Here is a 24,965-nt window from a genome sequence, read left to right as displayed (position 1 = left end):
CGGAGGGAACCATGGCAGCTATCCAGTTTATTGCGTTTATGGGGCAATCCAACGCCGACAACATGTTCAACCTCTATGGGGACAACGATTCCGGCGCTTCGGTTCTTGCGTCCGAGCTTTCGTCCCATCTCGGCATTTCCGGCGGTGTTTCGGCATCCACGCTGAAAACAACTATCCAGGGTACGGGAACGTCGTCAAAATTTGCGACCGCCGACAATGTGGTGGTTCAGGATTTTGCCAAGGGCGCGAGTGGCGTCGATGGTAATGCTTCCGATGCGCCGGGCTCGGATTTTCTCTGGTGGTATCCTGACACGAACACGCCCGGAGCACTGGCGCTGGCGGCGATACAGGGCATCAACGCCTCGGTTGCCGCCCTGGAGGCGCAAGGCTACGAGGTCGAGCTGAAAATCGTCTGGGCGCAGGGCGAGGCGGATGCCAAGCGCATCATGGACGGCACGAGCGACGTCGAGACCTACAAGGAAGCGACGGTCGAGGTGCTGGATTACATCCGCGCTCAGACCGATCCTGCCGCGCCGGTTTTCATACAGGAGGTTGCCGATACGGCCTATACCGGCTCGGATACCCGCTGGAACGGGGGGCAGGATATCGTTCGCGAGGCGCAGCGGGAAATCGCGGCCAGTCGCGACGACATCTATATCGGTTCGATCACCGAAGATCTGCCGCTGAAGGATCAGGTCCATACGGATAACGAGTCCTACGAAGTGGTTGGAGGCCGGCTCGCCAATTATATCGCTTATACGGAAGGGTTGACCGGCACTATTTCAGGGCCGCGTCCTTCGCCGGACCCGGACGAGGTGATGGAACCCGGCGACACTGCGCCTGTTGCCGTTGCCGACAGCCACATTACCGTGGCCGAGAACCGGACGACGGTCAGCAATACGTTCAATCTGCTTGCCAATGACAGCGACGTGGATGGTGACGTCCTGCGGGTGACGCAGGCAACCCATGGCTCCAAGGCCACCGCCATTCAGGCAGCGGAGACTGCCGTTGCCGGCAAATACGGCACGTTTTATGTCAGTCCGAATGGCAGCTATTACTACAAGGTAGACCCAGGCCTCCCTGCCACCAACGCCATTGCGGCAGGGCAGACCGCCGAGGACAATCTCACCTATCGTATCTCTGACGGACGCGGTGGGACAGCCAGTGCCGTCGTCACGGTGAAGATCACCGGTCTGAACGATGCGCCGATCGCAGTTGCCGATACCGCATCGGTCGTCAAAACCGTTTCGGGCAACGGCAATCTGCTGACCAACGATCTCGATCCGGATACGGGCGACGTTCTTTCCGTGCTTTCCGCCAGTGCCAGCGGGGGGACGACGCAGAGTGTGACCACCGTCGGAACCACTATTGTCGGCAGCTACGGATCGCTGATCCTTAAAAGCGATGGAAGCTGGGTCTATCAACCGAACCAGAGCAATGCTGCCGTTGCAGCACTTTCCGGCTCCGCGTCGTTATCGGAAGTCTTCAACTATACGGTCCGCGATGGCGCAGGTCTCCAGTCCTCGGCATCGCTGACGGTTTCCATTCGCGCCTCCTCCACAGGTGGCGAACCCGAACCGACAATCAGCGGAACGGCGGCGGCCGATACGCTGCGCGGTACGGCAGGCGCAGACGTGATTGCAGGCCTGGGTGGCAACGATACGATCAAGGGGCTTATCGGAGACGACATCCTCTTCGGTGGCGACGGCAACGACTATCTGGAGGGCAATGAGGGCAACGACCGGCTTAATGGCGGTGCGGGTGTCGATACGCTGAAAGGTGGCGCGGGTGCGGATACCTTCGTTATCAGCAGCATGAGCGAGATAGGCGATATCGTTTCCGATTTTCGTTCGGATGACTTCTTCGATCTTTCCGGCATTCTGGCAATGCCGACCGGTGCAACGGGCGCGAGCGCATTTGCGGCGGGCTATATCCGTGTTTCACAGTCGGGCGCGGATACCCTCGTCGAGGTGGACGTGGACGGAGCCTCCGGACCCGGCGCCTTCGCAACGATTGCGACGCTCAGCGGAATTACGGCGTCGAGTGTGAAGGCGGCGCAGTTCATCGTCACGCCATCGGTTCCGTCCGGGCCTGCCAACACCGCGCCGTCTGCGACAGGCGAGGTCAGATCCGTTTCGGAGGACGGCCCGGGTAACACGGTTTCCGGCAACCTGCTTGCCAACGATCAGGATAGCGACGGCGATGTCCTGTCGGTTGCCTCGATCGTGATCAAGGGCGTGACCTATTCGCTTGGCGCGTCGCAAACCTTTCAGACCAGTTACGGCGCGCTGACGATTGCGGCCAATGGTGACTATAGCTTTACGCCATCCGCAACCAATCCGGTCGTCAACGCGCTTTATTTCGATAATCTGGTCGAGAGTTTCGAATACACCGTTTCGGACGGTCGCGGGGGAACGGCCATGACGACCCTGTCGATCACGATTGCAGGCAGCAACGACGCGCCGGTGGCAGTCAGCGACACCGGCATCGTGTCGGTCAATGCCAGCACGACCGGCAACGTCGTCGCCAACGACACAGATCCCGACGCCGGTGATTTCATGGCCGTGACCCGCGTTGTTCATGGCTCGTCGAGTGTTGCCGTCACCGAAAACGATACCCAATTGGCGGGTACATACGGCCTGTTGGTCATCGATTCCGACGGCACGTACAGTTACGTTCCGAATATTTCCAATCCGGCGGTTTCCGGCCTTTCGGGCAGTTCGACGCTGACCGAGACCTTCAGCTACACCATTCGCGATGAGACGGGTCTGCAATCGACGGCCAGTCTGGTGTTTACCATCAAGGGAGCGAACCACGCACCGCTTGCCGTTGACGATGCAGCAACAGCGACGGCGGGCGCGGCCAATGCGACAGGAACCGTTCTCGGCAACGATAGCGACGTCGATACCGGAGACGCATTGACGGTCCTGTCTGCCAGCGGCAGCGGCGCAGCCGTCAATGTCACGGGCGCGGGAAGCACAATTGCCGGCAGCTTCGGAACGCTTGTTCTCAAAGCGGACGGGAGCTGGAGTTACGATGTAGAAGAAACGAACCCCTCAGTTGCAGGCCTGTCGGAAACCTCCAGTCTCACGGATAGTTTTCGCTACACGATCCGGGACAGCCAGGGCGCAACCGCGATGGCGACATTGTCCCTGACGGTCAAGGGCGCGCCGGCCAGTGGCGGTCCGGGATATGGAACCCCGACCATCGTCGGGACCGAAGCGGGCGAAACGATATCCGGCCTGGCCGGCAACGATATCATCGAAGGCAGGGGCGGTAACGATGTTATCAAGGGCAGGCTCGGCGACGACGTACTCGTTGGCGGTCCCGGCAACGACACGATGGAGGGCAATGAAGGCAACGATGTGCTCTATGGTGGATCCGGCAATGACCAGATGAAGGGTGGTGCCGGCGCGGATGCGTTCTGGTTCGGCAGCGGTCACGGTATCGATATCGTGCATCAGTTGCGGACCGACGACACTCTGGTGTTCACCAGCGATCTTTTCGCGTCCAAGGCCGCTTTGCTGGCGGCCGTTACCGTGGTTTCAGCAAATGAACTGCTGGTCGCAACGCCGGATGGCGGTTCGATTCAGTTCCTCGACACGACACTGAGCGATTTGCAAAAGAGTGGTTTCTCCGTGGCAGACGGCCTGTTCGTCTAAGCTGTCGCCAATGCCCTGATCATCGGTAGCATTCTCGTCATGCTCATTCCGGAAATCCGCCCTCTCGACGTTTGATCAGATGAGGGAGCTGTGCGGTCTTCTTTGTGTTAAGCTGAAATTGGTTGGTCCTGGGCCTTTCCGGTCACCCGGTCGCGCACGCTCTTCAGAATCTCGTCGGACAAGGCGGGATCGTTCACCGCCCGGGACATGACGAGAGCGCCGACGAAACTTGCGACATCCGCGATTGCTCGGGCGCGGTCAGGCCCGGAACGACTGTCCGTCTGCCAGTTCTCCATATGGGCGATCAACCCGCGGATATGGTCTGTCACTGGGCCCCGCTCGGCCTCCGGCAGTCTCGCGAGCTCGGGACCAAGAGCGGCCACGGTGCATCCCTCGCCGGCGGCGGCGCGATGCTCCGGTGAAAGATAGGATTTCGCGAAATCTTCCAATGAACCATTGAGGGCGTCGGCCTCCAGCATGGTCTGCATCGCTTGGGCCAGCGCCTGCTCTGCAAGTTTGCTCTTGGATTTGAAGTGACCGTAGAAGCCACCATGGGTGAGGCCGGCCCCTTTCATGATGGCATCGACACCGACAGCATGGATGCCATTCTCGCGAAACAGCTTTGCCGCCGTACCGAGAATCCGTTGCCGATTATCCTTTGCCTCTTCTCTGGTCGGACGCATCCGCAACTCCTTTTTAAAAATGCCCTTGACAAAATATATGACGATCGTAATTTAAATGCAATACATGACGATCGTCATTCAAATTAATGAACCTGGCGTAACCGCCATTTTAAAGGATGAAGCACATGAACATGCGTTATAGAGTTTTCGGCCGCACAGGCCTTCGCGTATCGTCGCTGGCGCTGGGCACCGGCAATTTCGGCACGGGCTGGGGGTATGGCGCAGACCGGGAGACTGCAAAGCAGATCTTTGACGGTTACCGCAGCGCTGGCGGCAATTTTATCGATACGGCCGACCAGTATCAGTTCGGCCAGTCAGAAACGCTGACCGGCGAGTTCATCGCCAGCGAACGGGACGATATCGTGCTCGCTACAAAATTCTCGCTGGGCGATGCGCCGACCAGCGGCCTGCAGCACACTGGCAACAGCCGCAAGACGATGATTCAGTCCGTGGAAGCCAGCCTGAAGCGCCTGAACACCGATCGCATCGATCTTCTCTGGGTGCATATGCCGGATGGTGTCACCCCGATCGATGAAATCGTCCGCGGCCTTGATGACCTCGTTCGTTCCGGCAAGATCCTCTATTCCGGCCTGTCTGACTTCCCAGCCTGGCGAATCGCTACCGCCGCCACCGTTGCAGACCTGCGCGGCTGGTCGCCGATCTCGGCGCTGCAGATCGAATACAGCCTCGTGGAACGCACCGTCGAGCGTGAACTGATCCCTATGGCCAATGCCTTCGGTCTGGGCACCGTTAGCTGGTCGCCGCTTGGCGGTGGTCTGCTCACCGGAAAATACCGCAAGGGTGAGACGGGCAGGGCGCAAGGGCTTGGCGCGGTTATCCATGGCGAAAGCGACGATCGCAAGACGGCAACTGTTGACGCGGTTCTGGCGATTGCTGAGGAAACCGGACTTCCTGCGGGTCAGATCGCCATCGCCTGGGTACTGGCCAAAGGCACAACACTGCCGATCATCGGACCACGCACCAGTGAGCAGCTCAACGACAATCTTTCAGCACTCGATGTTCGCCTGACCGAAGAGCAGATCGCCCGCCTCGATACAGCCAGCGCCATCCCGCTCGGCTTCCCCCACGACATCGTTGCCGCCAGTCGCGATCGTCTGGCGGGCGGCAAGGCCGAGGTGATGGACTGGCCGGCCGCTTCGGTGAAGTGAGGCCGTCGACCGGTCGAATTTTCCATCCGTCATGCTCCGCCTATCCCTGGCTCAGCAGCCGGGGATGACGGAACGGCTCCCGGACAGAAGTCCAATGTCACCCGCAGCGCGCCGTGGTTCGCCTCGGACCCTGTCTGCGGACTTCGATCGCTGCCAGCGGTCGTGAGTTGCGCTAACCGGCCCGAAACATCAGCGCGCCCGGCTCCTGGCGTAGTCCCATCGGTCCTGGCCCTATTGCGGGATCGGAATCCGATAGATCGTCCCGTCACTCCACGCCGCCGTCAGCAGTGACGCCTCATCTGGCGACAGAACCAGACCGACAGGGCTCTTGATACCGTCTGCCACGGTACGGGACCGACCATCGGGAAGGATTTCCCGAACGGTCGTACCGCCGTAATCAACCACGAACACGCGACCGTCCCGGGTCATCGCGACGCCGGGTCCAGGTGTGCGGAAGGCGGCTCCGGCTTCGATGCGCGTGCCATCGGGCCGAACGATCGTGACACCGCCGCCGATGTTGGAAACGACGTAGCCGCCGTCCGGCGTCTGCACCGCGCCCACAGGCGTTCGCAGGCCGTCGATGACAGGTGTGAGCCGTCCGTTGTCGGTCAGGCCGAGGATCTGGTTCGTGCGGCGGTTGGCGATCAGCAGCCTGCCGGTGCGGTCGAAACCGATGCCGGCAGGCGTTGCCAGCCCCGTCACATGCAGACTGCGCGCGCCCTCGGGGGTGAATCGATAGATTTCGTCGCGGGAATAGGACGCGACATAGATCGCGCCATCCGGCCCGATTGCGAGACCCGAGGGGCCGGCAAGCCCGTCTGCGAAGACTGCGCGGGTGCCGTCCGGCGCGATCCTCAAGACGCGGCCGGCGCCCCATTCTGCGACATAGAGATGGCCCGCCGCATCGAAGGCCATGCCGACGGGTGAACTGAAGCCGTCCCAGAGTTTGTCCGGCGTGGCCGGATTGGCACGGACTACCGTCGGGGCCACGAGTGGGACAGCAGAAGCCGTCGTGAGGACAATAGCTCCCCCAATGGCGATGGAATGGAGGAGGCTCATCATGCCGCGCGCTCCTGCTTTGTCGCAGACCTGGGCGCGAAGACTTCCTTTGCGGCAAACAGGCCGTTGAGCGCGGCCGGAAAACCGGCATAGACGGCCATCTGCATGATGATTTCGATGATTTCGTCGCGAGACAACCCGACATTCAGGCCAGCCTCAATATGCACCTTTAATTGCGGGGCCGCGTTGCCCATGGCGGTCAGCGCGGCAATAGTGGCAATCTCGCGGGCGCGCAGGTCGAGGCCGGGGCGGTTGTAGATGTCGCCGAACGGAAACTCAATCAGATAGGTGGCAAAGTCCGGCGCGATGTCCGCCAGCGATGCGACAACCTTCTCTCCTGCCTGGCCATCGATTTCAGCGAGTGCGCGTCGTCCGCGTTCCAGCCGGCTTTCGCCGACGCTCTGGTAGTGTTGCGTCATAGTCCTTCATCCTCTGTTCCTGGCCGGCATAGCCGGCGATCTTGGTATCGAGGACGAGAAGAGAGGCTTGCAGTTCGACCACATGGGCACGGACGCGCTCGCGATGCTGTTCCAGCATTTCGCGTCGCTCCATCTCCGTGCCGACGCCGCGCTCCCGCAAAGCTGCATACTGCAGCATGTCCCGGATCGGCATCCCGGTCATTCGCAGACGACCGAGGAATTCGATCCAGATCAGGATCGACGCGTCGTAGTCCCGTTGGCTCGATCGGTCCCTGTCCGCATAGGGAAGCAGCCCGATCCGCTCGTAGTAGCGGATGGTATGGGCCGACAATCCGGAACGCTTCGCCAGTTCACCGATCTTCATGAGCACCTGTTCTCGTCACGACGCAAAAACAGATACGGGTTGGAGTGCACTCTAAGTCAAGGGCATTTTTATGACTATGAAGGCTCGGGACTGCTGCTTCACTCTCCAATGCCGCTGCGCCGGAGGGTGAAATACCATCCGCGTCAAGCAGGCTGCGACTTCGCCTCAGGGTAAGGAAATATGCCCTACCTTATAGGTCTGGATGTCTCTGGACCCTGGCCGTTGCCCTTCCGGCAGGAGATGCCAAAGCCGGAATTTCACCAGCGTCCAGCCGGTCGGATCGGAAGCCGCAACAGCCGCGAGTGCGCCACAGCGAACCGCCATTTGTGCGTCAGCGACGGCGTCGGCTCGCAATGACGCCAGATCGGAATGCGGGAGGATCTGTATGATCTCGCGGGTCGCGAACCGCGCTTCGCGAAGGACGGCCCCGAGTTCGGCGTGCCACGTCACCCATGTCCGCACCCTTGGCCATCCAAAATCCCGCGACACTGCGACAAAGCCAGGGCCGGTCAGAAACGCATCGAGCCCTTCCGGCTGGTCCCAGAGGTAGAACGGTGCATATAGATTATCCGAGCTTGTGAAGCCGTCGTCGTGCTTGCGGGCAGAGAGATACGCCTTGAATCGCAACTCTGGAAAACCGTCGAGCAACGGCCCCTTGTCACGGATGCGCCGGTCGATGACCGTCATGTCGTAATCAGCCGGCAGGATGAAGCTGTATTGCATCGCGATCATGAACATTGCTCCATGGGCGCGACCGGTTCCATCCAGCGCACGGCGGTTCCGTCCTTCACCGGCTGGACGCTGATATAACGGAAAGGGCTGGCAGGGCCTGCACCGTGCCAGTGGCGCTCGCCTGGGGCAAACCAGACGCAGTCGCCTGCGCAGACTTCTATGACATCGCCGCCGTCGCGTTGAACGAGACCAAGGCCGTCCAGCACGAACAGGAGCTGACCACGCGGGTGGCTGTGCCAATGGGTGACGACGCCGGCGTCGACGAAGGCGCGCATCGCCGTCATCTCGCCCTCCGTCGTGCTTGAAAGCAGCATCTGAACGCGGAACGGCCCGCTTGCGATACCCACCGGCGCAGGCGCTATTCCAACGCCGTCACGCACGATAGCCATTGCCGGCGGACAGGCGGTGTTCATGCCGGATGGATTGCTCATCGGCCTTCCCCTTGTGCCGGCATGGCGGCTGAGATGCCTGAAGCGAAAGACCAATCCTCGAATGTCGAATTGGCGATCACAACCATCACATCCTCTGGCCGGACCCCCGGTGCTTTGGCCAGATTGTCGACCAGGCGCCGAAAAAATCGTGCCTTGGTTTCCGCAGACCGGTTCTTTCCAGTGGTGATGTGAAAGAGCATAAAACCATCCGAACGCGGACCGCCCCGATACGTGCGGTCGAATACAAGCTCTCCGGGCTGATGGGCGTGGAACACCACGAAACGGTCATTTTCCGGCACTTCGAAACATTCGACAAGGGCGCGGTCGAGACTGTTGGAAACAGCGGAAATGTACTGGGAGGATTTTCCCGCCAGCATGGATACTCGGGTGAAGGGCATGGCAGTCTCCGTAAGGTGATTGACATGCGCATTATCGGACACCAAGATAATCCTGAAAATCAAATTATTCAGGACTAATGATCCTGTTATAAGGGATGATTGTCATGCGCGTTACCAACCTGGACATGGATGCCCTTCGTAGCTTCGCCGCCGGCATGGAGGCAGGGTCTTTTGCCCGGGCTGCCGACCGGCTCGGCCGGTCTACCTCGGCCATCAGTGCACAACTGAAGAAGCTTGAAGAGCAGGCTGGGGTAACATTGGTTCGCAAGTCGGGACGCGGCCTGGCGCTGACTGATAGCGGCGAAGTGCTTCTGTCCTACGCACGACGGTTGCTCGATCTCAACGACGAGGCGATGAGCGCCGTACGGGGTGTGGAACTGGAGGGCTGGATCAGGTTCGGACTTCAGGAAGATTTTGGTGAAACCGTTCTGCCGCAGGTGCTTGGCCGGTTTGCGCGTGCCCATCCCAAAGTCAGGATCGAAGGACGGATCGCCCGCAACTCCGAACTCAAGGACAGGATCGCGTCGGGTCATCTCGATCTGGCGCTTGCCTGGGACAATGGCTCGACATCCGGCACCACCGAGCGGATCGCCACCGTGCCGCTGTGCTGGCTGGGTGCGGCAGACCGCGCACCTGCCTGGCTACCAGATGGCCGGGAGCCACTGCCGCTTGCGGCCCTGGAGGCTCCCTGCCTTATGCGCACCATCGCGTGTGAGCATCTCGACAGGCAGGGCCTCGCCTGGCGTATCGCCTTTGTCAGCCCGAGCCTCGGTGGACTCTGGGCAGCCACCGAGGCTGGACTCGGCATCGCCTTGCGCACGCCCATTGGGCGACCACGATCGATCCGGCAGCTTGAGCCAAGATCTCACGGCCTGCCGGATTTGCCGTCTCTGGGGCTGGCGCTTTTTCAAGCGGGAAAAGACACCAGCCCCTTGACGGCGCATCTGGCAGGGATCATCCGCCAGGCGCTTTCGGAAACATTACCTGCCGAATGGCTGACACAACATGCGATCGAATGGTCGCCTGCTGCCTGATGTCTCAAATGGTCGCCGGCGTGGGTCTTCGACGGCCTGTCAGGACGAACACGCCGCCACCGACCTACTTCGTGGTGTAACCGCCGTTGACGAGGATTGTCTGGCCGGTCATCCACCAGCCGTCCGAGACCATGAAGCGGATATAGGGAACGATGTCCTCGATATCAGTCAGGCCCGTTTTCGAAAAGCCGGAGAGTGCCGCGGCGGTCTTGTGATAAGCAACGGCGTCCGGGCCCTCAGCCGGATAGAAGAACGTCGTGTCCATCGGACCCGGCCCGATCGCCGTCACCGAGATGCCACGCGTGCCAAATTCCTTCGACGCGGCGCGTGTGAAATGCTCGACCGGCGCCTTGGTGCCGGCATAGCTGGAATAGAAGGGCGTGAAGGCACCAAGCAGTGAGGTGACGAGCGTCACCAGCTTGCCATTGTCGTTGAGATGCTTGCCTGCTTCTTTGATGAAGAAGAAGGCCGTCTTCGCGTTGACCGCACTCATTTCGTCGTATTCGGCTTCGGAAATTTCGACGATCGGCTTCTTTAGAACTTTGCCGACGGTGTTGATGGCGATGTCGGGCCTGCCGATAGCGGCGACCGCATCGGTGAAAAGCTTCTCGACGGCGCCAGCCGTCGTCAGGTCGGCCTGAAGGGCGACGGCCTCGGCGCCGGTCGCTTTGACTGCGGCTACTGTCGCGTCCGCTTCCGCCTTGGTCGCCAGGCTGTTGTAATGGATTGCGATTGCCCTGGCGCCCTGCTGAGCGAGATCGCGTGCGATCAGCCCGCCGAGATTCTTCGCCCCCCCGGCGATGATGACGGTTTTACCTTTGATGCTGTGGTCGGTCATGAGTTGGTCTCCTTTGCCGGTTGCGACCACATCGGCGGCCGCTTTCGTTGGAGGAATATATCGTCTAGGATCGCACGATAAAGGCGACCATTTTGACATCACCTGTCAGAAATGCAGCACAATGGAGACACTCCTACCTTTGGACCGCGTTGACCTTTTTCGCATTTTTACCCGCGTCGTCGAATGTTCGAGTTTCACCCGTGCAGCCGACACGCTTGGCGTGCCACGCTCCTCTGTTTCCGCGGCCGTTCTGGAACTGGAGGGACGTGTCGGCGCTCGCCTGCTTCATCGCACGACGCGCAAGGTCTCGCCCACCCAGGACGGTACCGCCTTCTATGAGCGCTGCCTGCGCGTGATCGCCGACGTCGAGGATACCGAAAACCTGTTTCGGCAGACGGCGGCGCAACCATCGGGCAGGCTTCGGATCGATGTTCCAGGCCGGATCGGGCGTCTGATCATCGCGCCGGCGCTTCCTGAATTCCTTGATCTCTACCCGCAGATAGACATCGATCTTGGGGTCACAGATCGCGCGGTGAATCTGGTGGAAGATAGCGTCGATTGTGTCGTGCGGGTCGGCGCTTTAAGCGATTCGGGCCTGATAGCGCGGCCAATCGGTAGACTGCCGCTCATTAATGTCGCCAGTCCCGCCTATCTGAAGCTCCATGGAACCCCTCGCACACCCGACGATTTCGCGCATCACTGGGCGGTCAATTATGCGTCGCCCTCCAGCGGGCGAGTGGAGGACTGGGAGTGGATCGAACATGGTTCGCTTCGCGCGGTGCCGCTGCGTGGCCGTGTCACCGTCAACAGCGCCGAGGCATACATCGCGTGTTGTCTGGCTGGCCTCGGGTTGATCCAGATCCCGGCGTATGACGTTCGCGTCCATCTGGAAGCGGGGGAACTGGTTGAGATCATGCCGGATCACCGAGCGGAAGCCATGCCCATGACATTGCTTTATCCACACAGACAGCACCTTTCGCGACGACTGCAGATCTTTGCCGATTGGCTCGAAGCGCTACTCAAACGGCAGCTCCTGGAATAGATGACTGGCCAGGCGCCGTTCTTCTGTTTCGGCATGTACTGCTTTCCAACCTGCGCGGTTGAAATCGGCTCCCGGAATTAATACCAACTCCGATGTTGGTATTACAGGAGTGTCCGATGACGACGACGGTAACTGCCAAAGGGCAGGTCACCATTCCCAAAGCTGTGCGAGAACTACTTGGAATTACTCCGGGGAGTTCCGTCGATTTTGTTCGCGCTCCGGACGGCCGGATCGTCCTTGTCAGAGCCGACAAAAAATAGCCGCCGACGCGCTTTGCCAAGCTTCGGGGACATGCCGGAGAAGGTCTGGATACCGATACCATCATGGCGCTTACGCGCGGTGACAAGTGACGCTTGTCGATACAAATGTCCTGCTTGACCTGGTAACAGATGATCGGATATGGGCCGACTGGTCAATTGAGCAACTCGAACGCGCAAGCGTTTCAGGTCCATTGTTCATCAACGATGTCATCTATTCTGAGCTTGCCGTTCGGTATGAACGCATAGAAGACCTGGATATATTTGTGGATGAGGCGGGACTAAAATTACTTCCTTTCCCGTGCTCTGCGTTGTTTTGGCGGGGAAGGTATTCACCCGGTTCCGTCGCGCCGGTGGCTCTCGAACAGGAGTTTTACCCGACTTTTTTATCGGTAGTCACGCAGCGGTTCAAAACCTTCCGCTCTTGACACGGGACATCGGTCCTGTTTCCCGGCCGTGCCGCTGATATCTCCAGAACTTTGATCGTACGACATTGCGTCATACGCCGCTGATGATGTCGCAGATACCTTTTCGGACGATGTTTTTGTCGGTGACCTGTCCGGCCTGAATGTTGAACATGACGTCGATCCGGACGCCGGCAGCCTTCTGGCGAGCAACAACACGCAGCGTCTGAATTCTTCCGCTGCCGGTTGTTTCCTGGTGAGCGTCGATTGAGGACAGGGCCTTGTTGACCTGAATGCCGGAGAAACCTTCTGCTGCAACAGCCTGGGCTAGCTTTCGAAGGACGTCAGACGCCTTTGCCTTCGGCAATTCCTGCCAGGACTTATAGGATACTGCCGTCACCATCGGTACACCAGAAACGGTGAAATTTTTCTCGCATGATGCCGCAAAGACCGGGCTCGAGAAAGTGACGAATGCGAGCAGGGCAATAGATGTTTTCATGCGGATGTCCTCGTGGATTTCAGGCAAAAAAACACGCCCGGCGATAGGAGTCGAGTCACTGCAACTGAAATTGTCTCAACAGGTTCATAATCTGGATCGCGCCGGACTGCATCGCAGTCGTCAAGTGCGGCTAATTCGCTGAAAGCCAGACTTGTCCATGTTTCCTAAAATTGCAGCGATCGCGTTATCCGGACCGATACTGTGCACGGCTATTCTGTCTATTATCGGGAGCGAAGGATGTTATGGCCAAGGTTGTGCAATTCAGATCGCGCCACATGGCGCGACCCATTTCAGGCTGGTTATTTGCCAGGCGTGTTGTCCTCGGCATGGTGGCCAGCTTCCTCGTCGGGGCCAGTGCAACTTATTTCATGAGCGGCAGCGGGGCTGTTGAGCAAGGCTCACGGCCGAAAGGGCGCGATATTCCATCATATCGGGCGGCAGAAGAAGCCTCTCTGTCAGCGCGTTCGCAGACCGTGACCTTCAGGCAATGCAAGGGGAGTGTTCGTGTCAACTGCATCGTTGATGGCGACACCTTATGGACTGACGGCATTAAGGTCCGTATTGCCGATATTGATGCGCCGGAAATTGGCCAGCCCCGTTGTGCCTCTGAAAAGGCGCTGGGGGATCGTGCAACGATAAGGCTGATGGAACTGGTCAATGCCGGTCCCTTCGAGACAGTCTCCTGGCCTGGGCGCGATGAAGACAAGTATGGGCGCAAGCTCAGAATCCTTATGCGGGATGGCCGGTCGCTTGGCGACATTCTTGTATCCGAAGGTCTGGCCCGGACATGGACTGGAAAGAGGCAGCCATGGTGCTGACGGGTTCAGGCGATTGGGAAGATTATCTTGGTTGCGTTGAATTCCAGACCGGATTTGACCGCTTTTATTCCGAAAACACTGCGGGAAGGCCTCTGCAGCTCTGCAGGTATGTGACGCATAGGCATAGGCACACTGGAGGCCGTCACCGGAAAAGTGACGCTTGTGTCGTTCAGATCCAGGCAATTCATTCAAGGGCGCAGACCGTGCTGCGGGATCAGATAAAAGAAAACCCGGCCTGATGGCCGGGCTTACCTGTTTTGTAGCAGAGACGACTTAGAATTTTATGCCAAGACCGACGCGGATTGCGTGCTGATCGACATCCGCGTTGATCGCCGCGCCGCCGAAATTGAAGTCCTTGTCACCAAAGTCGGTGTATCGGTATTCGATCCGGCCGAACATCATATCCGTGAATGCATAATCAAGCCCAACGCCCACAGTGTAGCCGTTGAAGGTTTCCTTCTCATCCACGATTCCAGGTACCTCTGCATAGCCACGGGCGTAGGCCCATCCGGCTGTGCCGTAGAGAAGGGCGCGGTCAAAGGCGTAGCCGACACGCCCGCGGACCGAACCCTGCCAGTCGAATCCATAGTCGAAGCCTGTGCCGAGAATGGTGGCGGAGTCATCGCCCCAGTTTTTGTCGAAGTCGGCTTCGATACCGACGACCCAGCTGTTGCCAAGGTCGTAGTTGTAGCCAACGAAGCCGCCAAGAAGGCCGCCATTGAAATCTGCAGAGGTTTCGCCAGAAATGCCGACAACGGATACATCATTATTGTTCCATCCGTATCCACCCTGAACACCAACCGTGAAGCCTGTCCAGCTGAACAGCGGCGCAGCTTCCGCTGCAGGGGCGGCAGGAACTTCTGACACGGCATCGGCAGCCATTGCGCCGGATGCTGCAAGCACAAAAGCGATTGTCGTAACGATCTTCTTCATTGTGTTTGAACTCCCTTACATGAGGCTTATATGAGCGGTCATTAAAATGCATATCTCCCGAAATAGCTGTAGTATTTTTGCAGCGCTCATCGTCGTCCTGCTGCTTCTCCGTTTCTGTTGAGGGTCACCCACACGGGCGATAGACGATAGCTTGGGGAAGTCGTAAACTGCTTGGCAGATGAGGCAACGATATACTCCCGGGAGGAAACGAATGCCTATCTTCATGGACCGGCACGAGCTTGCCGGAGTTTCAGCTGCGGATATTGCCGCGGCACACGTTAGAGATCTCAACATCCAGGATCGATACGGCGTCAGGTTTTTGACCTACTGGTTTGATGAAAGGCGCGGCACTGCGTTTTGCCTTATCGATGCTCCGGACGCTGCAACCGCGCAGTGCGTGCATCGGGAAGCCCACGGATTTGTCGCAAGTGAAGTCGTGGAAGTCGCGCTGTCGGCCGTAGAAGCATTTCTTGGGCGAATACAGGATCCAGTGGCAGTTGCGGCTGCCTCGAAAGATATGGACGCCGGTCACCGTGCGATCCTGTTCACGGATATCGTTGGTTCAACCGAAATGACGTCCCGCCTTGGCGATCGTATGGCGGCTGAACTCGTCAGAGCGCATGACGCTCTCGTTCGTGGTTGTCTGGGACGACGGTCGGGACGGGAGGTCAAACACACCGGTGATGGCATAATGGCGGTGTTCTCCTCAATACCATTTGCCGTGGACTGCGCCATTGATATCCAACGCGAGTTCCATCGCTACAACAGCGACAAAGGCGAGCCCCTTCACATCCGCATTGGGCTGGATTGCGGTGAACCAATCGAAGACAGCAATGATTTCTTCGGTACAACTGTGCAAATGGCAGCAAGGCTTTGTGCGGCGGCCCAGAGCGATCAAATCCTGATATCGGACAAGACCTTCAAGGAATATGGCGGCGCTGATGCCATCGTGCATGGCGATCGTTACAGACTGAAAGGATTTGCCGAGCCGGTCCTTGCTTACTGTTGCGAATGGCTGCACTAGCTGCGCGATTGGAAACGAGCAGCAGATTTACGGAGCGCTCTGGTTCGGCGGACAAGGCCGCTGAGAGGTCGGCACGTCCATGCGGATCGAGATTGGCTGCAAAGGCGGTCGTGTTTTGAAGATCGAAGCCTGTATTGCGCCCAGGGCTTCAACTCGCAAAGATGTCCAAAAGTGTTCGGTCGACAGGAACAACGATGGCTGAGTGGGAAAAAAGAAATCTGTACTGACTCGAACGAGGCGAACTGCAGCCGCAAGGGACGCCATTCTGAACAGCGCGCTTGCGGCATTCGTCCGAGCAGGGGACTTGGTCAGTTCTTGAAAGCCTGATCTTCAGAGGGTACGGTCCCATCTGGTGTCAGTTCATCGACAGCTCGTGGTAAATCCTTGCTGAGACGCGCCAGTATCTCTTCACGCGACAGACCTGTCTTTGCGGCCAGTTCGTCGAGAACCTCCGGCCCGATCGCCTCTGATAGTTCGTTACCGTTGATGTCGTCATTCGCACCCGGCTTCACCCAGGATTCGGCCTTCTGCCCGAAGCCGTTCTGTTGGAAGGTCTTGAGAAGGTCGCTCAGACCGCCGCTTAAAATTCCTCCGGAGGTCAGGCCGCCAAAAATGGATCCGATTCCGCCGGAGTCCCTGCCGCCACCAAGTTTGCCGAGCAAGTCGTCACCGCTTGTCTGGGGCGAGCTCGCTTCTCCGCCCTGGTTAGCTCCTGCAGTCTGCTGCATGTTCAATCCCCGCAGAAGTTCCGCGATTTTCTCTCTGTTCTGATAGCCCGCAACGGCAAGTACACCCAGCAGTGCTTTCAGTTGACCGCTCACCATGATCGTCTCCTTGTTTTCATGGGCCTCGAGAAAACATGGCGACGTGGCCCTTTTCGCTGGAACAGAACGATTGGCCAGCAATTAGGTTCCATCAAGGTCAATGGGTTGGGCGTGTCGAGCAACTGCAATGCGGGGCCTTCCCCGCAGGCGGGTTGTCGCATTCGATCCCCGACACCCTGTCGATGGCGGCCGAAACGATCCTGGAAGCATCCTCCTGGAAGAAGGTCAGTTGGCGTCGCGGCACGAAAGGTCGCCTGACAGCGCGCTTTGCTGCGCTCCGCATTCGGATCGCTGATGGTAGTCCGCAACGTATCCTCGACAAGGGACAGCAGCATATGCCGGGCGAAGAGGCGTGGCTGGTGGGCGAATGGCGCTCGAACGACGAACGCAAATACTATCTCTCCAATCTGCCGGCCGAAGCAACGTTAAAGCAGCTGGCAGCTGCCATCAAAGCCCGATGGGTCTGCGAGCAGGCGCATCAACAAATGAAATAAGAACTCGGCCTCGATCACTTCGAAGGCCGATCATGGCAAGGTCTGCATCGACACGCGCTGATGACAATGATCGCTTATTCCTTCCTGCAACATCTGCGCCTACACTAGGCCAAGCGGGAAAAAAACCAAGAGGCACGGCCCGCCTAAACCGACACTGCCAGCCATCCGACGCGCTGTCATAAACACCCTCCTATCAACGTCAGCCCTAGAACGATGTCCGCACTGCAGAATCCGCTTCAGACCGCCAAATACATTCTGCCCAAGTAGTGCTAGTCGTGGGGGTGGGGTCGTCTGCAACGCCCAGTGCAGTCGCCTTCACATGCATCGGATACTTATAATCAGTGGATCTACCAATATAGGGTTGATCGACGGGTGGCTTTGTTGCATTCAAGCTATCTAGGATTGTGAGATAAAGTAAGGCATGTCAGTTGAAATCATAGGACGATCCGTCCGCACCCCGTCGGCTCGGAACGTAGACGAGTTATTCCAATTGTTGAAGGACGAGCGTTGCGTTGTAACCAGCGTTCCTGAAGACAGGTGGAGTCACGCCCGTTTTTGGCATCCAGTCGCGGGCACGCAAGGAAAGGCATATACGTTCGCCGCTGGCGTGATTGAAGATGTCTATGATTTCGATCCTGCCGTTTTCAATCTGACGGCGCGCGAAGCCACATATATGGATCCGCAGCAACGCGTGGTTCTACAGCTCGTATGGCGCGCCCTGGAAGATGCTTCCATAACGATTTCTGCTCTGCAACGGGAACGCGTTGGTGTCTATATCGGCGCATCAAGTCTGGATTCCGGAAATACGTTTATAGAGGATCCGGCTTCCGGCAGTCCGTATTTTATGACCGGCAACACCCTGTCGATTATTGCCAACCGCATCTCGCATGTATTTGGATTGAACGGACCTAGTTTGACGATCGATACGGCGTGTTCATCCTCCCTTGTCGCATTGGATCAGGCTGTCCGTGCGCTTCGGAGTGGCGATATCGACACCGCGATCGTCGGTGGCGTGAATGTTCTCGCTCACCCCTTTTCTTTTGTCGGCTTTTCTCAGGCCCGCATGCTGTCGCCCGAAGGGTTGTGCCGGGCGTACGGTGAGGGTGGTCAGGGCTACGTCCGATCCGAAGGGGGTGGCGTAGTTGTTCTGCGAACAACAGAAAGAGCAAGGTCAAGCCGGGACCGGAGTTATGCGAGGATCCTGGCTACGGGATTGAATTCTGCAGGGCGTACCAACGGCATCTCATTGCCGTCGCGTGAGATGCAGGCGTCTCTTCTGCGTGATGTCTATGAGCGTCACAATCTTGATCCGAACGATCTCGCCTTCATTGAAGGGCACGGCACTGGAACAAAGGTTGGAGACCCGGCGGAATTATGGGCAATCGGAACGGAACTGGGGCAAAAACGAAATCAGAAGCTGTTGGTTGGGTCTGTTAAGTCGAATGTTGGCCATTCTGAACCCGCTTCAGGGATGTTTGGCCTGATAAAGGCGAGTCTTGCACTTCAATATGATTTTTTTCCCGCGTCGCTTCATGCGGCTGAGTTGAATTCCGAAATCGATTTCGAAGGATTGAATGTCGAGATCAATCGATCTGGTTCCTCATTACCGCGTGGACAAAAGCGACGCCTTGCTGGCATAAATTCCTTCGGGTTCGGTGGTACGAACGCGCATATCGTGCTTGCTGATCCTGAAGAAGCTGCGATTATTGATGAGCATGCTCTGCCCTCTGGGCCTTTTATGGTGAGTGCCCAGACGCGCTCAGCCCTTGAAGGTTTGCTTGAAAATTATGTTCAAGAGTTGAAAAGCGACCGTCCAGACCTTCGCGAACTTGTCGCAGTATCGGCAGTAAACAGAACACGCCATAGACATCGCTTTGTTGTTGATAGCGAAGATCCCGATTTGGTTCGCAAAAGTGCCGAAGAATTTCTTGCTGGATCATCGACGGGCCTAGGCCGCGTCGGAGAAGCTCCAGCAGGAGAAACCCGGATTGCCTTCGCGTTTTCCGGAAATGGCTCTCAATGGATTGGCATGGCGCAGGATGCCTACCGGTACGACCGCAGTTTTTTCGACCGCTTTAACGAAATTTGTGCTGTCTTTAAACCCTGGCTTGATATTGATCTGGCATCGTTGTTTGTGTCGCAAGACCTTGCGGCGTCGCTACCGGACACAAGGATTGCCCAAGCACTCCTGTTCACCATTCAAGCAACCCTATCGGATCATCTTATCAGCCGAAATATCAAGCCTTCGGTGGTGTTCGGACATTCGGTTGGTGAGATTGCAGCGGCCTATTGTGCGGGAGCGCTTTCTCTGGAGCACGCGGTTGCGGTGGTGGCGGTCCGGTCACGTCACCAGCATGCGCTTTTCGGCGAGGGGAAAATGGCCGCCGTTGCCCTGTCTCCAGGCAGGGTGCAGGAGGTTTTACGCGGAAATGGCTTGTCGGGAATTGAGGTTGGCGCGATCAACACGCGTTCATCTGTCACGATTTCCGGTCCTGCCAGTGAGATAAAAGCCTTCAAGGAAATTGGTCGCACGGAGCACATTCCCGTCCATATTCTCGACATTGATTATCCGTTCCATCATCCGGTTATAGATCGTGAGCGGGATGCCTTTCTGTCCGAGCTTCCAGCTTATCAGCCTCGATCTGGCGATATAAAATTTATCTCGAGTGTTACCGGAACTGTCAAACGTGGCGATCAACTTGATGCCGTTTACTGGTGGAAGAACGTTCGGGATGTTGTTCGTTTTGCAGACGCAACAGCAGAAGCGCTTGAACAGAGATGCAATCTCTTTATCGAAATCGGTCCCCGTCCAATCCTTTCCTCGTATCTGACGGAAAATGCCCGTCAAGCGGGTGTATCTGTTTCCATTCTCCCGACGCTGACGCGACCGGTGCTGAGCAGTAATCCTTTGCCCCACATCGTGGCGCAGGCCGTGTCATGCGGCGCTTCGGTGTGGACGGAGGAGGTTTGCTGTCGTCGCGCCGACGTCGCGTTACCGCCCCTGCCTTTCGAGCCGCAGCCTCTGCAAGTGTTACCCACGTCTGACAAAGTGAACCTCCTCGGTCGTGGTGATGCTGAGACGGCCTATACATTGTTGGGGTGGCGTACAGACCCCAACGCGGCGTCGTGGAAGAACCACATCGATGCAAACCTGTTTCCGGATCTCGCGCAACACGTCGTAGACGGGAAGTCTATTCTGCCCGGCAGTGCGTTTATAGAAATCGCGGTTCAGGCGGCACAGCAATTCTTCATGACTTCAGATGTCGAGGTTAGAAATCTTGAAATTACCCGGCCGCTGGAACTGCACGAAAACAGGCTGGCTGAACTTTCCACTGTGATTTCACCTGAAACAGGTCAAATTGAAATTCGATCTCGCGAGTATCTGAGCGAGGACGATTGGAGTGTTCACGCGGTGGCCCGGATCCGCAGACCGGTCACGGAGTTCGCGCGTCAGATTCCTCAATCGAATGGCAACATATCAGAAGCCCGGACAATTGACGGAAGCACCGCCTATAGAACCGCAAGACAATTTGGTCTGGACTACGGTGTTGATTTTAGGCTTCTGGAAAATGTTCGCGTCTTGCCTGATCACAAGCTGCATGTGCGACTTCTCGAGGCCGGTCGCCCAGCCCACCCCTACCTGTCGTACAATCTGAACCCGATTTCTATCGACGCGGCATTTCACGGTCTTGTCGCCCTGTTTGCGGACCTGACCGGCGACTTGTCGGGCGCGCCTTATATTCCGGTGAGATTTGGTGCAATCCGATCGCGAGCGGGTGTTGCCGAGATACGTTCAGCGCAGATTGAGATATTGCGGGCGTCGCCGTTTTCGTTGAAAATTCGCGTGGAACTACTCGGCGAACATGGTGAACTGATTGCAAGCTTGGATGATTGCCGGTTCAGGCGCACTTTCCTTAAAGTCCATCACAGCCTGGAAACAGTGTCTTTCCACTATGAGCGGATAGCTATTACGCGCAATTCTACTCACGAAGAGCTTTTACCTAGTCTTGTTCCCCAATACTCGGCAACCGAGACCGCTGTCTCGGCCCTTGTGCTGGATGCCGCAGTTTATCGGGCCGCGTATGATATCGCGCGAAAAGTCCAAGAGGTATTCGGCAGTGTCGATGCATCAATTCTGAATGAACATCCTTCTCTCAAGGCATATCTGTCTAACTGCTTCTTTATTCTCGAGGATTACGGGCTGGCAACATTTGAAGAGGAGTGTTGGCTGCTCGCTTCCGATCCGGGTTTGCCGGCTTTCGCAGACATTATTCGTGAGTTGATCGCTGAATCTCCCGAAATTAGTCCGTCGGCGATCCTGGTCAACGACGCTTATCAATTCGTCATGAGTAGTCTGGATCTCTTGGTTAAGGATGGTGAGAGCGCCAACTTGACGGACTATGAAGCTCCGGAAGCGACTGTCGATCATTTCCAGAACGGCACGCCGATCGCGCGCAAACGGATTGATGAAGCATGCCGTCTGGTCGAAGCATTTCTGGAGAAGGCCGCTTCGGGCCGGCCAGGCCTGGTTATCGCCGAAATAGGTGCGACTTCGGTTGCCGTCAGTACAAGACTGGCAACTCTTGCAGAACGTTACGATGCCAAGCTCGTGATCATCGAAGACGACGAGAATCTCAAAAGCAATCTAGCGGTAGGATTTGCAAAGAATCCACGCGTCGATGTCGTGGATTGTAATGCCGACTGTTTGAGCCGTTGCATCGATCTGGTCATCAGTGCAAACGGGTTCCTCCTTGGACGCCTGCAAGACAGTGAGATATTAAATTCGGCATTGATTTCAATCGGGAAAACAGGCGCCGAGCTTTGTTTCATCGAGCATCAATACGCATCGCTTGCGGATTTTGTCTTTGGGCTGAGGGAGGGGTGGTTCAGGAAAAGCGTTCTGTCGGAATTGCCAGTTGGGAAAATGCTTTCCAATGAGGAGATGATGGGACGAATTGGTGCACTTGGTTTTGCCAACAGCGCCGTTGTTCGGGCGGATTTTGATGATGGATCGCTGACGATCCTGACTGCTCGCGGTGAGATCGGCGTTGACGAACCTCAGCAATTGCAAACACGCGAAAGCCTTTTGATGATCAAGCGGAAAGACACGCCGTTTCCCGATCTACGAGCAGATAAATGCGCCGAACTTGATTGCGGCTCGGGCTTGAGCGTTGAGACTTTGCGGGACGCCTTGACCCATGTTGGCACCAACGAACTCGATATTGTATTGGTTTTGCCGGAGGGTTCTGATGCCGCGAGCCATTCGTCGAGCCTTCAGGACGACATCTGCCTTCTGAGCGACTTGGCCGAAGCTGTGCGGCATTATTCTACTGGGGTTGAAAAGCATCCGCCGCGGCTGATTATCGTTGCGCCCGGCGGCGCGCCAACGAATAGAACCTACGTCAATCCCGTGAATCATGCGATCTGGACTTTTGCACGCGTTCTCCAGAACGAATATGACGAGATCGACATCGTAACGATAGATATTGCCGGCAGCGTGCTGACTGAAAAGCTCTGGCGCGAACTCCTGACATTGCAGGAGCAGGGTGAAAACGAACTGCTCTATGATGTCATGGATGGATCGTGTCAGTCGCTACGGGTTGTTTCCGGTCCCTCTCAGCGGTCAAAGCAGCGTATTCAGACGTTTCAGGCCGCCTCCATCGTTCAGCGAACAGTTGGTCGCATTGAGACTATCGAGTGGCAAGAGAATATGTTGCCAACCGCCGATCCCGGTGATGTCGTTGTCGAAGTCTCCGCGACAGGCCTGAATTTCCGCGATGTCATGTGGGCCATGGGGATGCTTCCGGAAGAAGCGCTGGAGGACGGATTCGCTGGGGCTACCATCGGTATGGAGTTCTCTGGAACAGTTCTATCGGTTGGAAGCGATGTGCATCATATTTATCCGGGTGACAGGGTGATGGGCATCGGTCCGAATGCGTTCTCGACGCATGTCGTGGTTCCTGAAAAGGGCGTAACGCGTATTCCGGACAGTATCGATCTTATCGAGGCGGCAACGCTCCCCGTTACATTTCTGACGGCCTATTATGCGCTGGTGCAGCTGGCCGGATTGCGTTCCGGCGAAACGGTCCTCATCCACGGTGCTGCGGGTGGCGTTGGACTTGCCGCCTTGCAGATCGCGAAGCTAAGGGGTGCGACGATTATCGCTACGGCTGGCACCGTTGAAAAGCGGAATTTGCTGGCGACCCTGGGTGCGGACTTCGTTTTCGATTCCCGGTCCCTCGAGTTCTTCAACGATGTTCTGCGCGTTACGGACGGTCTGGGCGTGGATGTTGTGATCAACTCTCTCTTCCAGGAAGCTATGGAACGCAGTCTGGAACTTGTTAAGCCGTTCGGACGCTTCCTGGAACTGGGCAAGCGGGATTATTATGCCGATCGTAAAATCGGCTTGAGACCGTTCCGTAAGAACATTTCCTATTTTGGTATCGACGCCGATCAGTTGCTTGTGGAAGCACCGCACATCACCTCAAAGATATTCGAAGAAATTTCGACCCTTTTCGCAGAAAACACGCTGAAGCCGTTGCCCTACCGTGCCTTTTCTTATGATGAGATTTCCACGGCTTTCAGGCTGATGCAAAGCGCGGGTCACATAGGGAAGATCGTCGTTACACCGCCTGCACGCGGAAGAGAAACCGTGTTGCAGGCACGCGGTTCGGATTTTCGAGTGTCGCCCGGCACCTATCTCGTCATCGGCGGCATTGGCGGCTTTGGTCTTGAGGCGGCCAATTGGCTGGCGGCGAAAGGTGCCTCGCATCTGGCTCTTGCAACACGCAGCGGTACTTTGGATGACGACACGCGTGATGCCATTGCACGCTGGCACGAGATGGGGATTAAGGCTTCGGTACACGCTTGCGATGTTACCAATGAGGCGCAACTTTGCTCATTGCTGGCGGATTTGCGAAAAGTGGCACCTCTGAAGGGTGTCGTACACGCCGCTATGGTGCTGGACGATGCACTCATTTCAAACCTTAGCCGCGAACGTAACCGACCTGTAGTTCACACCAAGGTCGAAGGTGCTGTAGTTTTGGACAAGTTGACGGACAAAGACGATCTCGATTTGTTTTTGCTGTTCTCGTCCGCCACCACGATGGTGGGGAACCCGGGTCAATCCAACTATGTCGCCGCGAATGGATATCTGGAAGGCCTTGCTCGGGCCCGCCGCCTGCGTGGTAAGCCTGCCCTGGCCGTGGGTTTTGGAGCGATCGCAGACAAAGGGTTCCTGGCCCGCAATACGCAAGTCAACGAATTGTTGTCCAAGCGGATTGGCAAGACGGCGCTTAAGGCGCGTGATGCCATGCGCTTTGTCGAGGAATATCTCATTGCAATGCCTGCCGACGCCGATAGTGCGACAGTGATGATTGCCGACATCGACTGGGCAACAGCGGCAACCTTGAAAACCGTGAAACAATCTCTGTTTTCGGCAGTTTCGAATAATCAGCGTCAGGAGCAGATTGCTGTCGGGGAGCAGATGGATCTGCATTCGATGGTCGCTGATAAATCCGCTGAGGATGCTGATGCAATTCTGCACTCGCTGATTGCGGCGGAGCTGGCCTCGATCCTGAAAATGGCTGAGAACAATATCACTCCGGACAAGGTCCTTCGCGATATTGGTCTGGACAGTTTGATGGCGATGGAGCTCGGAACGAGTTTTCAGCAAAAAACCGGGATCGATCTTCCGCTGAGCAGCATTTCCGACAGCACAACGGTTAGCGCGATCGTTGGAAAGCTTCGCGAAAAGTTGCTTAGCCGCCAGTCTCTTGGCGCGAACGACGATGCCGCTGATGATTTGCTGGAAGGGTTGGCAAACAGGCATAGTTTCCAAAAACTTCAGGAGGCCGTTTAGTGAGTGCACAAAATGGTTCA

The 24,965-nt window shown here is 57.2% G+C and carries 18 protein-coding genes and 3 pseudogenes; 10 read left to right on the top strand and 11 right to left on the bottom strand.

Annotation, left to right across the window (positions count from 1 at the left end; translation table 11 throughout):
- Positions 1–11: 11 nt before the first annotated feature.
- Positions 12–3,662, top strand: a complete 3,651-nt coding sequence (locus RS75_RS13520; protein WP_084686882.1) for an Ig-like domain-containing protein — start codon at positions 12–14, stop codon at positions 3,660–3,662.
- A gap of 107 nt (positions 3,663–3,769) precedes the next feature.
- Here the strand turns inward: RS75_RS13520 and RS75_RS13515 are convergent, their stop codons facing one another.
- Positions 3,770–4,345: a TetR/AcrR family transcriptional regulator gene (locus tag RS75_RS13515; protein WP_045021262.1), complete on the bottom strand. Its 576-nt coding sequence runs from the start codon at positions 4,343–4,345 to the stop codon at positions 3,770–3,772.
- Between the two features lie 131 nt (positions 4,346–4,476).
- On the opposite strand from RS75_RS13515, the gene RS75_RS13510 reads away from it, so the two are divergent.
- On the top strand, positions 4,477–5,514 hold the full coding sequence (locus tag RS75_RS13510; protein ID WP_045021737.1) for an aldo/keto reductase: 1,038 nt from the start codon (positions 4,477–4,479) through the stop codon (positions 5,512–5,514).
- Between the two features lie 231 nt (positions 5,515–5,745).
- On the opposite strand, the gene RS75_RS13505 is transcribed toward RS75_RS13510, so the two are convergent.
- The 6 genes from RS75_RS13505 to RS75_RS13480 form a co-directional block, all read right to left on the bottom strand.
- A complete protein-coding gene (locus RS75_RS13505) occupies positions 5,746–6,576 on the bottom strand; it encodes an NHL repeat-containing protein (protein WP_052679686.1) in 831 nt (276 codons plus the stop codon).
- Positions 6,573–6,992 (bottom strand): carboxymuconolactone decarboxylase family protein, encoded by a 420-nt coding sequence (locus tag RS75_RS13500; protein ID WP_045021260.1) that lies wholly within the window; start codon positions 6,990–6,992, stop codon positions 6,573–6,575. Before RS75_RS13500 ends, RS75_RS13505 begins: the two co-directional genes overlap by 4 nt.
- Positions 6,928–7,356 carry a MerR family transcriptional regulator gene (locus tag RS75_RS13495; protein WP_045021258.1) on the bottom strand — a complete coding sequence of 143 codons (429 nt, stop codon included), beginning with the start codon at positions 7,354–7,356 and terminating at the stop codon, positions 6,928–6,930. The genes RS75_RS13500 and RS75_RS13495 overlap by 65 nt, the downstream gene beginning before the upstream one ends.
- 165 nt (positions 7,357–7,521) lie before the next feature.
- Positions 7,522–8,088 carry a DUF4865 family protein gene (locus tag RS75_RS13490; RefSeq protein ID WP_045021257.1) on the bottom strand — a complete coding sequence of 189 codons (567 nt, stop codon included), beginning with the start codon at positions 8,086–8,088 and terminating at the stop codon, positions 7,522–7,524.
- A complete protein-coding gene (locus RS75_RS13485) occupies positions 8,085–8,501 on the bottom strand; it encodes a cupin domain-containing protein (RefSeq protein WP_045021733.1) in 417 nt (138 codons plus the stop codon). The genes RS75_RS13490 and RS75_RS13485 overlap by 4 nt, the downstream gene beginning before the upstream one ends.
- 14 nt (positions 8,502–8,515) lie before the next feature.
- On the bottom strand, positions 8,516–8,917 hold the full coding sequence (locus RS75_RS13480) for a tautomerase family protein (protein WP_045021255.1): 402 nt from the start codon (positions 8,915–8,917) through the stop codon (positions 8,516–8,518).
- Between the two features lie 104 nt (positions 8,918–9,021).
- Between RS75_RS13480 and RS75_RS13475 the strand changes: the two genes are divergently transcribed.
- The gene (locus tag RS75_RS13475; RefSeq protein ID WP_045021731.1) at positions 9,022–9,951 is read left to right on the top strand and encodes a LysR substrate-binding domain-containing protein; all 930 of its coding nucleotides are present in this window, start codon (positions 9,022–9,024) and stop codon (positions 9,949–9,951) included.
- 64 nt (positions 9,952–10,015) lie between these two features.
- Here RS75_RS13475 and RS75_RS13470 read toward each other — a convergent pair whose 3' ends face one another.
- Entirely contained in the window at positions 10,016–10,789 is a 774-nt protein-coding gene (locus RS75_RS13470) for an SDR family oxidoreductase (protein ID WP_045021253.1), read from the bottom strand.
- Between the two features lie 139 nt (positions 10,790–10,928).
- On the opposite strand from RS75_RS13470, the gene RS75_RS13465 reads away from it, so the two are divergent.
- The 3 genes and pseudogenes from RS75_RS13465 to RS75_RS25640 all read left to right on the top strand — a co-directional run bounded on the left by RS75_RS13465 (position 10,929) and on the right by RS75_RS25640 (position 12,571).
- Complete coding sequence (locus tag RS75_RS13465; RefSeq protein WP_045021251.1) at positions 10,929–11,831, top strand: LysR family transcriptional regulator; 903 nt, start codon at positions 10,929–10,931, stop codon at positions 11,829–11,831.
- Between the two features lie 116 nt (positions 11,832–11,947).
- Positions 11,948–12,181 (top strand): annotated as a pseudogene (locus RS75_RS25645) (AbrB/MazE/SpoVT family DNA-binding domain-containing protein).
- Positions 12,178–12,571 (top strand): annotated as a pseudogene (locus tag RS75_RS25640) (type II toxin-antitoxin system VapC family toxin). The pseudogenes RS75_RS25645 and RS75_RS25640 overlap by 4 nt, the downstream one beginning before the upstream one ends.
- A 15-nt stretch (positions 12,572–12,586) precedes the next feature.
- Here RS75_RS25640 and RS75_RS13460 read toward each other — a convergent pair.
- Positions 12,587–12,991, bottom strand: a complete 405-nt coding sequence (locus RS75_RS13460) for a hypothetical protein (RefSeq protein WP_045021250.1) — start codon at positions 12,989–12,991, stop codon at positions 12,587–12,589.
- Positions 12,992–13,233: 242 nt separating this feature from the next.
- On the opposite strand from RS75_RS13460, the gene RS75_RS13455 reads away from it, so the two are divergent.
- A complete protein-coding gene (locus RS75_RS13455; protein WP_045021248.1) occupies positions 13,234–13,809 on the top strand; it encodes a thermonuclease family protein in 576 nt (191 codons plus the stop codon).
- Between the two features lie 273 nt (positions 13,810–14,082).
- Here RS75_RS13455 and RS75_RS13450 read toward each other — a convergent pair whose 3' ends face one another.
- Positions 14,083–14,742 (bottom strand): outer membrane protein, encoded by a 660-nt coding sequence (locus RS75_RS13450; RefSeq protein WP_045021247.1) that lies wholly within the window; start codon positions 14,740–14,742, stop codon positions 14,083–14,085.
- Between the two features lie 211 nt (positions 14,743–14,953).
- Between RS75_RS13450 and RS75_RS13445 the strand changes: the two genes are divergently transcribed.
- Positions 14,954–15,766, top strand: a complete 813-nt coding sequence (locus RS75_RS13445; protein WP_045021245.1) for a nickel-binding protein — start codon at positions 14,954–14,956, stop codon at positions 15,764–15,766.
- Between the two features lie 308 nt (positions 15,767–16,074).
- Here the strand turns inward: RS75_RS13445 and RS75_RS13440 are convergent, their stop codons facing one another.
- Positions 16,075–16,590, bottom strand: a complete 516-nt coding sequence (locus RS75_RS13440; protein ID WP_045021244.1) for a YidB family protein — start codon at positions 16,588–16,590, stop codon at positions 16,075–16,077.
- Between the two features lie 164 nt (positions 16,591–16,754).
- On the opposite strand from RS75_RS13440, the pseudogene RS75_RS13435 reads away from it, so the two are divergent.
- Together RS75_RS13435 and RS75_RS13430 are read left to right on the top strand one after the other, a co-directional pair.
- Positions 16,755–17,192, top strand: a pseudogene (locus RS75_RS13435) (transposase); the annotation flags it as partial.
- Between the two features lie 313 nt (positions 17,193–17,505).
- The gene (locus RS75_RS13430; protein ID WP_045021242.1) at positions 17,506–24,945 is read left to right on the top strand and encodes a type I polyketide synthase; all 7,440 of its coding nucleotides are present in this window, start codon (positions 17,506–17,508) and stop codon (positions 24,943–24,945) included.
- The last annotated feature ends 20 nt before the right edge of the window (positions 24,946–24,965 follow it).

The sequence above is a fragment of the Rhizobium nepotum 39/7 genome, from assembly GCF_000949865.1.
Lineage (GTDB): Bacteria > Pseudomonadota > Alphaproteobacteria > Rhizobiales > Rhizobiaceae > Agrobacterium > Agrobacterium nepotum.
The sequence above is the reverse complement of the archived record's forward strand: the minus strand, read 5'-3'. Positions and strand labels throughout refer to the sequence as shown.

Coding starts and splice junctions, on each gene's coding strand:
- RS75_RS13520 (WP_084686882.1), top strand. CDS start 12: ATGGCAGCTATCCAGTTTATTGCGTTTATGGGGCAATCCAACGCCGAC.
- RS75_RS13515 (WP_045021262.1), bottom strand. CDS start 4,345: ATGCGTCCGACCAGAGAAGAGGCAAAGGATAATCGGCAACGGATTCTC.
- RS75_RS13510 (WP_045021737.1), top strand. CDS start 4,477: ATGCGTTATAGAGTTTTCGGCCGCACAGGCCTTCGCGTATCGTCGCTG.
- RS75_RS13505 (WP_052679686.1), bottom strand. CDS start 6,576: ATGATGAGCCTCCTCCATTCCATCGCCATTGGGGGAGCTATTGTCCTC.
- RS75_RS13500 (WP_045021260.1), bottom strand. CDS start 6,992: ATGACGCAACACTACCAGAGCGTCGGCGAAAGCCGGCTGGAACGCGGA.
- RS75_RS13495 (WP_045021258.1), bottom strand. CDS start 7,356: ATGAAGATCGGTGAACTGGCGAAGCGTTCCGGATTGTCGGCCCATACC.
- RS75_RS13490 (WP_045021257.1), bottom strand. CDS start 8,088: ATGATCGCGATGCAATACAGCTTCATCCTGCCGGCTGATTACGACATG.
- RS75_RS13485 (WP_045021733.1), bottom strand. CDS start 8,501: ATGAACACCGCCTGTCCGCCGGCAATGGCTATCGTGCGTGACGGCGTT.
- RS75_RS13480 (WP_045021255.1), bottom strand. CDS start 8,917: ATGCCCTTCACCCGAGTATCCATGCTGGCGGGAAAATCCTCCCAGTAC.
- RS75_RS13475 (WP_045021731.1), top strand. CDS start 9,022: ATGCGCGTTACCAACCTGGACATGGATGCCCTTCGTAGCTTCGCCGCC.
- RS75_RS13470 (WP_045021253.1), bottom strand. CDS start 10,789: ATGACCGACCACAGCATCAAAGGTAAAACCGTCATCATCGCCGGGGGG.
- RS75_RS13460 (WP_045021250.1), bottom strand. CDS start 12,991: ATGAAAACATCTATTGCCCTGCTCGCATTCGTCACTTTCTCGAGCCCG.
- RS75_RS13455 (WP_045021248.1), top strand. CDS start 13,234: ATGGCCAAGGTTGTGCAATTCAGATCGCGCCACATGGCGCGACCCATT.
- RS75_RS13450 (WP_045021247.1), bottom strand. CDS start 14,742: ATGAAGAAGATCGTTACGACAATCGCTTTTGTGCTTGCAGCATCCGGC.
- RS75_RS13445 (WP_045021245.1), top strand. CDS start 14,954: ATGCCTATCTTCATGGACCGGCACGAGCTTGCCGGAGTTTCAGCTGCG.
- RS75_RS13440 (WP_045021244.1), bottom strand. CDS start 16,590: ATGGTGAGCGGTCAACTGAAAGCACTGCTGGGTGTACTTGCCGTTGCG.
- RS75_RS13430 (WP_045021242.1), top strand. CDS start 17,506: ATGTCAGTTGAAATCATAGGACGATCCGTCCGCACCCCGTCGGCTCGG.